Origin of the sequence: Azospirillum sp. SYSU D00513, from assembly GCF_017356015.1 — a bacterium.
Lineage (GTDB): Bacteria > Pseudomonadota > Alphaproteobacteria > Azospirillales > Azospirillaceae > Azospirillum.
In genome coordinates, this window is sequence record NZ_JAFIQV010000047.1 from 39160 (window position 1) to 51265 (window position 12106).

At 63.3% G+C, this 12106-nt stretch carries 11 protein-coding genes; 10 read left to right on the forward strand and 1 reads right to left on the reverse strand.

Translation table 11 applies throughout. The annotated features are described in order from the left end of the window. Nucleotides 1–292: 292 nt before the first annotated feature. Nucleotides 293–907 (reverse strand): hypothetical protein, encoded by a 615-nt coding sequence (locus tag JUB11_RS26650; protein WP_207461827.1) that lies wholly within the window; start codon nucleotides 905–907, stop codon nucleotides 293–295. A 152-nt stretch (nucleotides 908–1059) separates the two neighbouring features. Here JUB11_RS26650 and mobH point away from each other — a divergent pair, with 152 nt between their 5' ends. The 10 genes from mobH to traA all read left to right on the forward strand — a co-directional run bounded on the left by mobH (nucleotide 1060) and on the right by traA (nucleotide 11904). After that, nucleotides 1060–3762, forward strand: a complete 2703-nt coding sequence (gene mobH, locus JUB11_RS26655) for a MobH family relaxase (RefSeq protein ID WP_207461828.1) — start codon at nucleotides 1060–1062, stop codon at nucleotides 3760–3762. Beyond that, nucleotides 3755–5557, forward strand: a complete 1803-nt coding sequence (traD, locus tag JUB11_RS26660) for a conjugative transfer system coupling protein TraD (RefSeq protein WP_207461829.1) — start codon at nucleotides 3755–3757, stop codon at nucleotides 5555–5557. Before mobH ends, traD begins: the two co-directional genes overlap by 8 nt. 17 nt (nucleotides 5558–5574) lie before the next feature. Further along, nucleotides 5575–6141 (forward strand): hypothetical protein, encoded by a 567-nt coding sequence (locus JUB11_RS26665; protein WP_207461830.1) that lies wholly within the window; start codon nucleotides 5575–5577, stop codon nucleotides 6139–6141. Further along, on the forward strand, nucleotides 6131–6790 hold the full coding sequence (locus tag JUB11_RS26670; protein ID WP_207461831.1) for a DUF4400 domain-containing protein: 660 nt from the start codon (nucleotides 6131–6133) through the stop codon (nucleotides 6788–6790). The genes JUB11_RS26665 and JUB11_RS26670 overlap by 11 nt, the downstream gene beginning before the upstream one ends. Before the next feature lie 298 nt (nucleotides 6791–7088). Then, nucleotides 7089–7370 (forward strand): type IV conjugative transfer system protein TraL, encoded by a 282-nt coding sequence (traL, locus tag JUB11_RS26675; protein WP_207461838.1) that lies wholly within the window; start codon nucleotides 7089–7091, stop codon nucleotides 7368–7370. Between the two features lie 8 nt (nucleotides 7371–7378). After that, nucleotides 7379–8026 (forward strand): TraE/TraK family type IV conjugative transfer system protein, encoded by a 648-nt coding sequence (locus tag JUB11_RS26680; protein ID WP_207461832.1) that lies wholly within the window; start codon nucleotides 7379–7381, stop codon nucleotides 8024–8026. A gap of 2 nt (nucleotides 8027–8028) precedes the next feature. Continuing rightward, a complete protein-coding gene (locus tag JUB11_RS26685) occupies nucleotides 8029–9270 on the forward strand; it encodes a type-F conjugative transfer system secretin TraK (protein WP_207461833.1) in 1242 nt (413 codons plus the stop codon). After that, nucleotides 9270–10805 carry a TrbI/VirB10 family protein gene (locus JUB11_RS26690; protein ID WP_207461834.1) on the forward strand — a complete coding sequence of 512 codons (1536 nt, stop codon included), beginning with the start codon at nucleotides 9270–9272 and terminating at the stop codon, nucleotides 10803–10805. Before JUB11_RS26685 ends, JUB11_RS26690 begins: the two co-directional genes overlap by 1 nt. Before the next feature lie 107 nt (nucleotides 10806–10912). Next, nucleotides 10913–11545 carry a type IV conjugative transfer system lipoprotein TraV gene (gene traV / locus JUB11_RS26695; RefSeq protein WP_207461835.1) on the forward strand — a complete coding sequence of 211 codons (633 nt, stop codon included), beginning with the start codon at nucleotides 10913–10915 and terminating at the stop codon, nucleotides 11543–11545. Next, a complete protein-coding gene (gene traA / locus JUB11_RS26700) occupies nucleotides 11545–11904 on the forward strand; it encodes a TraA family conjugative transfer protein (protein ID WP_247887339.1) in 360 nt (119 codons plus the stop codon). The genes traV and traA overlap by 1 nt, the downstream gene beginning before the upstream one ends. The last annotated feature ends 202 nt before the right edge of the window (nucleotides 11905–12106 follow it).

Below are 12106 nucleotides of genomic sequence, written 5' to 3' on the forward strand. Positions count from 1 at the left end.
CACGAATCCGCCGCTTAGGCATGGTCCCAAAGCCCAGCAAATCCGGGCCTTTACAGGCCCGCAGGGGGCTGTTGCCGGGGTTCATTCGTGATTTGGTGTATGATTGCTCGGTCCGACGCTGGCGGCGCAGTTCGAGATGCAGCAAACCTCGTTGTCAGGCGTAACCCGACGCCAGCCGCTCCAAGCAGCTACAGCGTAGGATCACTGCCTATCACCACACAGCCTGTTGGTTCCGTGTCCCGCTTATCAGCGGGCGGCGAACGAATGCTGGAGAGAGCAAAGCCCATGAGCATCATTCTCTCGGGCTCAAATAGTCGCTCCGCAGCGTGGCGCAGCCGAGTCTCCGCTTCTCCTCAAGAGTGTGGTAGGGCGGGCCGGAGGTATTCATGACCACGGTCCAATCGTCAGCGGTCATCCCTTTACCGCCGGCGCAAAAGCGCTTCCATGCCTGGTCAGGGGAGGATGCCGAGGCCTTGCTCACGGCGGCCGATTGGAACCCAGCCCGCAGGTTCACCGGCTTCGGACCGCTGACCGGTGGCACGGCTTGGCCCAGTACAGGTCCGGCGGAGCTGCCGCCCATTGCTTGGCTCTCGATCCTCTGCACCGTCGACAGGATCTCGTCGATGTCGAGGTTGGGAGTGGCCCTGCTCGACGGCGCGACCGCCTGCCGAACGGGCCGGGCGGTTGTATCCGGATTAACGGCAAGGACATGCTCGTAGCCTTCGCCGCGGACTGCCGCTCCACCTCGGCTGGCACTGAGCCAGCCAACGCGGTTGGCGTAGGTCACGGGCACGGTGTCGGCGCTCTCGTCCACAATGGACAGGACGGGCTGGGCCTGAATCGCTGGCTCGGCACATCCCGTCAGGACCGTCCCGAGCAGGGCTACAGATAGGAGTGAGGGGCGCATTCTCGTCGCTCTCAGTTCGAATTGCCCGAGAGGCTAGCGGAATCCCGATGTGCATTTCGCTGCAGAAAGATGCATGTCGAGGCGATTTATCATCGGCGAAATGCGCAGACCGAGTTGGGTATCGCTAGGGGGAGTCAACAACGAGCTGCCCGATGAGCCTCGCCCTCTCCGACCAAATGCAGCGCATCTGGAAGTGGATCTACCCCGGCATTCCACCAGCCGCGGTGCCGATCACCGGTCCAGACTTCGACGACGACATTCCCAAATCGCCCCCGTTCGAGCGTGGCCTGCCCATCGTCAGCCTGGCCCGGCTGCTGGATCGGGAGAAGGAGTTGCTTCGGCGCATCCGTGAGATCTTCGCGCTCACGGATGAGGAGTACGAGCAGGTGATCATGCCGGTGATCCGGCTCTACGCGTCCTACGTCCACCTGCTCCCAGCATCCCAGCATCATCATCATAAGTTTGCCGGCGGGCTGCTGCGCCACGGGCTTGAGGTCGCCATGGCCGCAAGCCGGAGCGCTGGCGCCTACGTCTTCATGCCCGAAGGCACGCCGCTGGAACGCAAGCGGGTGGAGATCCGCTGGCAGGTGGCGATCTTCTTCGCGGGCCTTCTGCATGACGTGGGTAAGCCGATCTCGGACCTAGAGGTGGTCAACCGGGACGGCTCCATCGTGTGGACGCCCTACTCCAAGACGGTCGAGGCCTGGGCGGGCGAGCACAAGATTGACCGCTACTTCATGCGGTGGAGAAAGAACCGGACCAACAAGCACCGGATCATGGGTGGAACGGTCTTCACCAACATGCTCCCGATGGATATCCGTGAATGGCTCCTGGAGGGTGGAACGGACATGTTCCACACGATGGGCATCTACCTAGCCGGTGTTCCAGATGCAAAGCACCGGCTGACGGAGCTGGTGGACAAGGCCGACCAGTGGAGCGTCGAGAAGGATCTCGAGCAAAGCGGGCACGGGAAGATCCGTGAGCCCGGCCTCGGCGTGCCGGTGGAGTCCTTCGTCCTGGATGCGATGCGTCGGCTGATTGAGGACGGGACCTGGAAGGTCAACGAGCCTGGTGGCCGCGTATGGATCATCTCCGACGGGTTCTCGGAGGACGGCTGCTACATCGTGTGGAAGAAGGCGGTCGAGGAAATCACCGCCATGCTGCGGGAGGACCGTATCCCCGGCATCCCCCGCAACCCCGACACGCTGGCCGACATCCTCATCGAACGGAGCCTGGCGGAGGCGCGGAAGTCCAACGGTGACACGTACCGCTACTGGCCGGTCGCCCCGGAGATGATGAACAAGGGCACGCATCTTCTGAAGCTGACCATGCTCCGCATCGCCTCGCCGAAGCTGCTCTTTAATGAGCCGCCCGTGAGTGTGCCTGGTCTGATTGATCCTAACCCGGTGCAGCCGCAGCCGACGCTTCAGCAGGTGCCCGCTGGTCCGACACAGACCGGAGTCGGGCCGAGTCCGGCTGGTCCGTCTACGACAGCACAGCCATCCGCACAGACGACGCCGAGCCTATCGACTGCACCGTCGGCATCCAGCCAGCAGTGCCCGGCATGCGGTGCCGATAACCCGAAGACGGCCGCCGGTACGGAATGGACCTGCGGCGACTGTGGGGTTGTGGTCGGAGCTGCGACCGCGCCGACACCGGCCACTTCGCCATCGTCATCGCCTTCGCCGGCCGCCAGAACACCTCAACTGCCTCAGGTGCCGGATGTGGGCATTACGGTCACTCGTCCTGATGCCAGCGGCACCGTCACTCCATCGCCTATTAAGGTTTCGAGGCCGGAGCCAACACCGGAGGCTGTTGCAGACAAGCCGCGTGTGCGAGATGTGGCTCCCGGTGTTACGCGAACCAAGCCGAACAAATCAGAACCGGGAGACAACTTCTGGCCGGAAGGTGCGGAGGCGCAGGCTGTTCCGTCGGCACACGGTGCAGCGTCAGTCTCCGGGAAATCGGTGAATGAGGAACTGGTCCCAAGCGTGCCCCCGGATCGGCCTACCGGCTCCAAGGAGGAGCGTGCCGCAGCATATCGGTTCTTGAAGGGGAAGGGCTTCCCTGGGCGCCTCCTCATCGCCATGGCCGAAGACATCGCACATGGGAAGGCAATGTGGGGCGAGAGCCTGACGCGGGTTGGAGCGTCGCTCGTTATTCCGTGGCCGGGAGGATTTGCTCCCTACCTACGGCTCGAGCTGGGGGAAGGTACTGAAGACCGAACACCTCAGGAATGTGCCCGTAGCTTGAATGCTACCGGTTTCATCGACCTGGAAGATCCGACGATCCAGAAGATCACCATTCGTGAAATAGGGGGAGTCAAGTGCCTGCTGTTAACCCCTGAAACCGCAGAGATGCTCTCCTTTATAGCCGGGGATGGTTCAAAGCCGGTGAAGGCTTCTGAAGCCTCAAAAGGGTCTACTGGGCTCGATCATCAGCAGCCGGTGATGAACCGTGGATCTGCTCATCCGGAAACGCCAAGAGGGCAGACGAGGGCGAGCGGGGTGGAGCAGGGAGCCACTCCCAAGCAGCCACCTTCATCCGGCAAGAGCCATACACCGGTTAGCGCATCAAGCTCCTCTAATCGGGACCTGCTAAATCGCAATAGCCCAAGCAGCTTAAGTATGGAGCAAATCGAGGCCGATTTCCTCGCGTGGTGCAGGTCGCCAGGTGTAAGCGAGCATGTTCATGACTTGGGAGACATCATCGTTATTCGTCCGCCCGCACTTGCCGATTACACAACGCAAAGAAACATCCCGCAAAAACGCCTCAAAATGACCGCTCAGTGGTCCAGTAAGATCAAGCTGAGCGGCGACGAATACATAATATCGAAGGAGAGCTCAAATGGTTGAACGCTATGAAATGCCGTGGCGACCGAACTTCGAGGCCGTGGCGGCTACAGGTTGGTGCATGAGTTCGGCGGTTGCGATCCTCAGTGCGCAATTCACGTCGCTGCCGCCCGCTCCATTCCACTGGAGTGCTGCCTTGGGAGCCGCGTTCGGAGCGCATCAGGCTTACAAAGCCTACGGGCACCATCGCCGGAAAGCGCGTCTGTCCGGTCACGAACTGAAGTTCATCTCGATGGATGAGCTGAAAGCCAACATGAAGAAAGATCAGCTGTGGCTCGGGATGGGCTTCACGTGGGATCAGCCGCACACTCAGCTCTGCTATGAGATCCTGAAGCGGGACAAGTCCAAGATCCTGCCCCAGACGCAGCAGATGGGATCGCCGTGGATTCACGGTCTGTCCACGAAGGACGAGGATCTCCACCTGCAGATTGCCGACACGAAGGGCCATGTCCTCGTGGTTGGAACCACCCGCAGCGGGAAGACGCGCCTGTTCGACCTTCTGGTCACCCAGGCGATCATGCGCGGGGAATGCGTCATCATCATCGATCCGAAGGGCGACAAGGACCTGCGGAACAACGCCGCCAGGGCGTGTCAGGCCATGGGGCAACCGGAACGCTTCGTGTGGTTCCATCCCGGGTTCCCGGAGATGTCGGCCTGCATCGACCCGATGAAGAACTTCAACCGCGCCACCGAGCTTGCCGCCCGCATCGCCGGCCAGATGAAGGGTGACAAGAACGGCGACGGCTTCATGGCCTACTCGCAGATGGCACTGAACAACGTCATCCAGGGCCTTCTGCTCACCGGCGTCAGCCCGAACCTCATCAACATCAAGTCGTATCTGGACAGCAGCCCGCTCTTTGCCGATCTCGTGGCGAAGAGCCTTGGCATCTGGTGCGGCAAGCACGTCCCGACCTGGCAGGACGAGATTCAGTCCTACCTTGCCAAGGCAAAGGACGATGAAGGCCGGGCCAACGCCTACATCAAATACTACCGGGACCGGGTTGCCGAGATAGCGCCCAACCCGGACCTGGAGGGCCTGATCTCCCAGCATGAGCACGACAAGTCGCACCATGCCAAGATGATCGCGACGCTGATGCCGCTCATGAACCAGCTGACCTCCGGGCATCTCGGCCGGATGCTGTCGCCCGACCCGCAGAACATGGACGATGCCCGTCGCATGACGGACATGACCCGGATCATCGAGCAGGGGAAGGTCTGCTACGTCGGTCTGGACAGCCTGACCGATAAGATCGTCGGCCAGACGATCGGCTCCATTCTCCTGGCTGACCTCGCATCGGTTGCCGGTGACCGCTACAATTACGGGGTCAACAACCGCCCGGTAAACCTCTTCGTCGATGAGGCGGCCGAGGTGGTCAACGACCAGCTGATCTCCTTGCTGAACAAGTCCGGCGGCGCTGACTTCCGGCTTCTGATCGCGACGCAGACCCTGGCCGACTTCACCGCTGCGCTGGGGAGCGAGCCCAAGGCCCGGCAGGTTCTGGGCAACCTGAACAACCAGATCTCCCTCAGGATCATCGACCAGGAGACCCAGCAGTACATCGCCGACTCCCTGCCGCCGACCTGGATCAAGTACACGATGACCACACAAGGCAGCAGCATCGGGGTGGGCGGGCACGGAAGGATGGAGTTCTCCGGCAACTCCGGTGAACGCCTTATGGAGGAGGAGGTGCCCATGTTCTCGGCGCCACTCCTGGGCCAGCTCCCGAACCTGGAGTTCGTGGCGAAGGTTTCGGGCGCCAAGCTTTGGAAGGGCCGCCTTCCGATCCTCAAAAATTAAGACCAGCAGGCTGAACAATGATGCAGACCGAACTCGATCTCACGTCTCCGCTCTTGCGGCCTGCGGGCACCGCACGGGAAATCCGGGCAGGCTACCGCAAGGCTCGCCGTCGGTTCCGCGACACCCTCGCCATGCTTGCTGTGGATTGGCCCAATGCCATCAGCATCATGAGCAAGCTGTCGGAGTATGTAACGGACGCGATCCCCAGCCGTGATCCGCTTAGCGGAAAGGCAACCGTGCCCGAGCCAGCCCTGTACCACGCGTTCGATAAAGGTGTGCAAGCCTACGCGGGGTCGTTGAGGGAGATCGACCCGATGCGGCTCCTGCGCTTTTCAGATGCAGCCCTGTCGGAAATGGCAAGGCAGATTGCCGGGATTGCGGTGTCCAGTGCCGACCAGCGGGTCTGGACGCCGATCCTTGGCGAACCTCTGTCCGAATGGCTGGAGGGAAAGGACGCCGGAACGATCTCCATCACCTATCAACCGGGTGAGGCATCGATGAGCGCCACGCAGGACGCCCTCGCCAACTACGCGCTGACCGAACTGGATCGACGCATTCTGAAGAAGGTTCAACATGGCTGCTGAGAACAATGGGCGAGGTCTGATGAACTGGTTTTTCTGGTTCGTCCTGTCGGAGTTCGTCGTGATCCTAGTGATCACCCCCTTGCTGGGCCGGAACTGGATCGACCAGCTCATCACCTGGGAACGCGAGTTCTCCCTGGCGCAGGTTGGCTTTGACACGACTCTCTGGATCGAGCGGACGGGCTGGTCGATGTACGCCTGGATCTTCCGCGATTTCGGCTTGGAAAAGAGCGTCTACGAGTTCTTTCTGCCGAGCCACCAGCAGGCGGCGGCCTCCCGCGGCCTGGAAGCGCTGGGCGCGAAATGGTACTTCCCGCTGGTCCAGGCCGGGCTGGACAGCCTGTTCGGCTCCATTCAGCGCTTCTTCGTCCGCTTGGCGATGATCGGAGCCTGGTTGCCGGTACTGCCATTGATGCTCGTGCCGGCGATCCTCCATGGCATGATGGCGTGGCGCAGCCGCCAGTATACCTTCGACTACGCAAGCCCGTTGGTGCACGGGATGGCGGCCAAGGCGGCAATCTGGATTGTGATCGGAACGCCGATGATCCTGATGCTACCGGTGCCCATTCCTCCCCTGATCTTCCCGGTCTTCTTCCTGCTCCTGTCCCTGACCCTTCTGCTCGTGACCAAGCACACCATGAAGCGAATCTGAGAGCCAAGGGGCGCGACCTCACTCTGTCTGGAGGGAACCATAAAGCCTAACGAGAGCACCCATTAAAGCTCCTCGTGGGAACCAAAAATTTGTTCGGTGCTCAGAGGGCCGGAGCAATCCGGCCCTCTCCATTTTTCTGCAGGTAGTGCGCGGCGCTTGGGCGGCTATCGATCCCACGGCGACGGCCAACGGAACCGGTAAAATCCTGCAGAAAGATGATCGCTCCCGTGATTTATCGACGGCGCGGCGCAACAGCGGCTTCGGCCATAACTCCATCCAACAGCGATGGAGTGAAGCAATGGAGCCAGTAAAGATCCCCCGCACGATCAATGACCCGCCGAACGTCCTGCTGTGGACGACGGACGAACTCGCCCCGATCATGATCGGTCTGATTGGCGGCATGTTCAGCGGCAACCTTCTGATCGGGTTGATCCTCGGAGGTGCCGTTACGTCGCTTTACAAGCGGTTCCGCGATGGGCGGCCCGACGGCTACCTGCTCCATCTCCTCTACTGGATCGGCGTCCTGCCTGCCAAGGCGCGGACCGTCAAGAACCCCTTCGCCAAGCAATTTCTGCCCTGAGGCCCCGGATGAAGATCGAGAATTTCCTGTCGTCCTGGCAGGGGACGATGGCCGAGAACAAGTTCCATCGCTTCACGTCGGTGAGCATGCTCGGCATCATCGTCCTGCTGGCCGTTAACGCCATCCTCAAGGACAAGACGGTTGTCATTGCTCCCCCGGAGCTGACCAAGGCCGTGGAAGTGTCCCGCAGCGCGGCCAGTCAAGACTACCTCGAAGCCTGGACGTGGTCGGTCGGCATGCTGCTCGGCAATGCCACCCCCGCCAACGCCGGCTTCATCAAGAACGGCCTGGAGCCGATGCTCGCTCCGAGCATCTTCTCGGAAGTGACGACGGCCCTGGACCGGCAGATCCACGAGATCCAGCGCGAGCGCATCACGTCACGCTTTGATCCGCGCAAGATCGTCTTCGAGAAGGAAACCCAACGCTACTTCGTCACGGGCTATCGCGTCGTCGGAGGGCCGGCCGCCACGGAAAAGCGTGAGGAAGCCACCTACGAGATGCAGTGGGAAGTCCGGAGCTTCCGCCCGCAGATCACCCACCTCACCACCTACTCCGGCCGCCCGCGCACCAAAGAGGACCAGGAGCGTCGCGATCAGATCGACGAACGCAACAAGCGCCTCGATGAGCAGCGGCATCGCATGCAGGAAGGCAAGTAAGAATGCCCGCACATCGTATCCTCAGCGGCGTCAGCGCCGTCGCGGTCATAATCGGCCTCTCCGGAGGCGTTCTGGCCCAGACCTCCACCATCAACCTCGCATCCGACCTGCCGGTCACCGCGGTCAGTGACATCGAGGCCGAGTACCAGAAGAAGGCCGCCCCGGAAACGGAGCTGGAGACGCTCCGCAAGGCGCTCCAGTCCGAGATGCAGGAGCGGGCGAAATCCGCTCCCGCTGCGCAGGCGCCGGCAGCAACTGACTCGGCTGGCCGTGTGAACCAGGCGGTTCAGCAGAATGAAGCCGCCGCTGGTGCGGCCAAGGTGCAACCCGCAGCCATGTCGGCCCCGACGGTTGCCGCTCCGGCGGTGCAACGTGCCGCTGCTCCACCGCCTGCACCCCCCGCCAACGTCGAACTGCCTGCCGTTCCCGCCGCCGTCATGCGGCCCGGTGAGGTGCCAGCCGATGATGCCGCTCTCGCGCTGCCGGCACTCATCTCCATGAAGCCGGGCACGACGGAACTGGTCGCGGTCGCCGAAGGGCACCTGAACCGCATCGTCACGCCCTTTGCGGAGCCCTCGGTCGTCACCACCAGCGATGCAAAAACCCGCATCAGCGGCAATGTGGTCTACGTGTCCACGACGAGCCCGGCGACGATCTACATCACGCCCAAGGGCGATGAAAGCGTGGCTCTCCCGCTCGCACTGGTTCCCCGGCGCATTCCGCCTCGCGAAATCAAGCTGGAGATGAGCCAGAGCGCCGGCTGGGGCCTGACCTACGCCTCCATGGGCGGCGGCAGCGTTGGTGGGGCCTATGCCGCCCGCAACAAGAAGGCGGAGAAGTGGGAGGAGAACCAGCCCTATGTGGAGACGCTTCGGGCGATCTTCCGCGATGTGGCTCTCGGCAAGGTGCCCAGCGGCTACCAGATGCGTGAGGTCGGTGCCCGTGAGGCGGTGCCTCACTGTGACGCCCCCGGTGGGGTGAGCTTCCGCTTCGACGGTGGCCAGGTGCTGCAGGGCGGTCATCTGGACGTGGCGATCGGCATCGTCACCAACAAGACCGGCCAGACCATCGAGCTGTCCGAACCCTGGTGCGCTGGTGCGGACGTCGCCGGTGTCGCCTTCTGGCCCGCCAACGTCCTGCAACCGGGCCAGTCCACCGAAGTCTTCGTGGTGCGCCGCCCGATGCAGGAAACCGACACCGACACCCGCCGGCCCAGCCTGCTGGTCAACGCACGGGGGCAGTGATGAACCTCAAGGACACGAAAGACGCCTGGTCGGGGCTCAACCCGAAGGTCCGCCGAGGCGTCGTGGTTGCAGGTATCGCCACCGGCTTGTTCTCGCTGGTCTACCTGGCCCAACCGTCGGAAAAGACCCGCGCAGACCGAAACGACCGCAGCGGCATCATCGAAAACGTGCTCACCGACAAGGACACCCGCAAGGTCAGCCTCGACAGCATGGTCGCCCGGATCGATCTCCTCGAGAACGGCCTTTCCAAGAAGGACGAGGAGATCGCCCGGCTCCGCGAGGAGGTCGCCCGCAAGGAGCGGCAGGAAGGTGGAACCCCGGTGAAAGACCCGGCGATCGACATGCAGCTTGCCGAGCTGCAGCGGCGCGTCGGGGAGCTTCAGCAGAAGACCGCCAATCCTCCGCCGGAAACGCCTGCGGAGGGCGGGGCGAGTGCCGGTGGCGTTGACAGCGTTCCCGGTCGGGAACGGCAGAGCAAGATCCCAACCGATCTCCAGTCCGGTGGTATGCGTCCGGGTGTGACGCCAGCCGCTGTGACCAACCGGCCTCCGACCGCGGCGGATTTCTACAACGGACAGAACGCTGCCACGCCTGCCGCCCAGACCAGTACGGGCGCGGCCTCGACCAACACGGCCAACGCCACTCCCCCGCGCGCACCTGCGGAGATCCGGGTGCTGGTGGAGGCTGAAGAGGTCGCCAAGGCTGACGAGGCGGGTCAAGAGGAGACCATCCAGACCTATCTCCCGGCGGGCTCCATCTTCAGCGGCACGCTCATCACCGGCATGGACGCGCCCACGGGAAACAACGCCCGCCAGGAACCCTTCCCGGCGCTGCTGCGCGTGAAGAAGGACGCGATCCTGCCGAACCGTTACCGCGCCGACGTGAAGGAATGCTTCCTGCTGATGGGCGGCTTCGGTGACCTGTCGAGCGAGCGCGCCATGCTGCGCGGCGAGACGATCTCCTGCGTCACCAAGGACGGCAAGGTGCTGGAAGCCAACTTCCCGGCCTATGCCGTCGGCGAGGATGGCAAGGCGGGTATCCGCGGCCGCCTCGTGAGCAAGCAGGGCCAGATCATCGGACGCGCTCTGATGGCCGGCTTCCTGGATGGCGTTTCCAAGGCCTTCGACGTGCGTCCGGTGCCGGTGCTCTCGACCAGCAACACCGGCAACTCCCAGTACGCCGACGTGTTCGCGGGTGAGCAGTCCGTGCGCTCGGCGGCGTTCGGTGGCGCGTCGTCCGCCCTGGACAGGATTGCCAAGTTCTACACGGACATGGCCGCCAACATCTTCCCCGTGATCGAGGTGGATGCCGGTCGCCAGATCGACCTCATCGCGACTCGCGGCGTGAACCTCACCTTCCGCAAGAAGGGCAAGGACGAAGCCGTGCGCGACATGCGCATGCCCGGCCAGGGTTCCGGCATGGGGCAGGGAATGGGGCAAGGCATGGGCCAGGGTACGGGCCGCGGCGGCTCCTCGAACGGCTCCATGTTCGGCCTCCCCAGCATGTCCAACCTGATGGGCGGGAACCGCCAATAGCGCAAAAACCGCGAGAAAAGTTCACTTCGAGTGAATTTATCGACAGCGCGCGGCACCGCTCCTTCCGTCCATCATCCGTCCATCACCGACACACCGCGAGCACAGCGATGCTGAGATCCACAAGCAAGTTTCTGGTTCTGTCCGCCCCTCTGCTTCTCGGGGCGTGCGGCAGCCTGGGTATCGGCGAGTCCGAGTTCGGGTGTGCCGGTATGCCTCAGGGTGTCTCCTGCTTGAGCGCTCGCCAAGTCTACGAGGAGACCAACAACCGCGACCACCTGTCCGGAGCGGATCTGGCTCGGGAGATGGAGGCTGGCCGTCAGGCTGCCTCCGTGGCTCCCACCAGCCGCCCCCGGACCGCCTCCGACATCGGCGGCATGCCCGTTGGCTACGCCGCCATGCCCGTGGCCCACACCGACGACGGGCGGGTGCCCATCCGCACCCCCGCCGTGGTCATGAAGGTGTGGGTCGCCCCTTACAGCGACGGCAACGGCGATCTGCACATGCCGGGCTTCGTCTTCACCGAGATCGAGCCCCGCAAATGGCAGGTCGGCATGCCCGACACCAGTGCGGCCAACAGCCACGTCTTCCAGCCGCTCAGCGCCCAGCCGGTGAACACACCGTCTGTCCAGAACAGACCAGCGGCTCCGGCCCCCTCTGCCACCCCGGCACGGTCGGACCGCTCGGCCTCAACCACCACCACTTCGAACCTGACCACCGTCAGCTCATTGGAGAAACAGTGATGAACAAGTCCTTCAACGCCGCTTCCGTCACCAGCCTCGCTCTGGCCCTGGTTCTCGTGTTCACCGTCTCCGACGCCTTCGCCGGCACCGGCGGCACCGCCTTCGACGACGTGTGGCTCACCCTGACTGATTGGACGCAGGGCACCCTCGGCCGCATCATCGCCGGTTCCATGGTCGTCGTCGGGCTGGTCAGCGGCATCGCCCGCCAGAGCCTGATGGCGTTCGGCCTGGGCATCGGCGGCGGCATGGGCCTCTACAACACGCCGGACGTGATCGAGACCATCATGACCGCCACGCTGCCGGTCGCGGTGAACGTGGCGACCGAGGCTGGTATGGCGCTCGCCGCTCTGCCGCACTGAGCGCCTCTCCAGCGTAGCGGCTCATCGCCAGCAAAAGGGCGCTCCAGGAATGGAGCGCCCTTTTTCACTTGGTGCGCCCAGCATGGGCGTTCTCTTGTGGGTGCAAGTCCCATCGTAAGCTGATCACGGCGAGCGAAGTGAAGCGCAACTGCGGAAGGGCGACCGACCGTGGGGAGGAAGCGCGGATCGAAGCCGCGGGCCG

Excerpts from the sequence above, each read along its gene's own strand:
- JUB11_RS26650 (WP_207461827.1), bottom strand. The coding sequence starts at position 907 with ATGCGCCCCTCACTCCTATCTGTAGCCCTGCTCGGGACGGTCCTGACG.
- mobH (WP_207461828.1), top strand. The coding sequence starts at position 1,060 with ATGAGCCTCGCCCTCTCCGACCAAATGCAGCGCATCTGGAAGTGGATC.
- traD (WP_207461829.1), top strand. The coding sequence starts at position 3,755 with ATGGTTGAACGCTATGAAATGCCGTGGCGACCGAACTTCGAGGCCGTG.
- JUB11_RS26665 (WP_207461830.1), top strand. The coding sequence starts at position 5,575 with ATGATGCAGACCGAACTCGATCTCACGTCTCCGCTCTTGCGGCCTGCG.
- JUB11_RS26670 (WP_207461831.1), top strand. The coding sequence starts at position 6,131 with ATGGCTGCTGAGAACAATGGGCGAGGTCTGATGAACTGGTTTTTCTGG.
- traL (WP_207461838.1), top strand. The coding sequence starts at position 7,089 with ATGGAGCCAGTAAAGATCCCCCGCACGATCAATGACCCGCCGAACGTC.
- JUB11_RS26680 (WP_207461832.1), top strand. The coding sequence starts at position 7,379 with ATGAAGATCGAGAATTTCCTGTCGTCCTGGCAGGGGACGATGGCCGAG.
- JUB11_RS26685 (WP_207461833.1), top strand. The coding sequence starts at position 8,029 with ATGCCCGCACATCGTATCCTCAGCGGCGTCAGCGCCGTCGCGGTCATA.
- JUB11_RS26690 (WP_207461834.1), top strand. The coding sequence starts at position 9,270 with ATGAACCTCAAGGACACGAAAGACGCCTGGTCGGGGCTCAACCCGAAG.
- traV (WP_207461835.1), top strand. The coding sequence starts at position 10,913 with ATGCTGAGATCCACAAGCAAGTTTCTGGTTCTGTCCGCCCCTCTGCTT.
- traA (WP_247887339.1), top strand. The coding sequence starts at position 11,545 with ATGAACAAGTCCTTCAACGCCGCTTCCGTCACCAGCCTCGCTCTGGCC.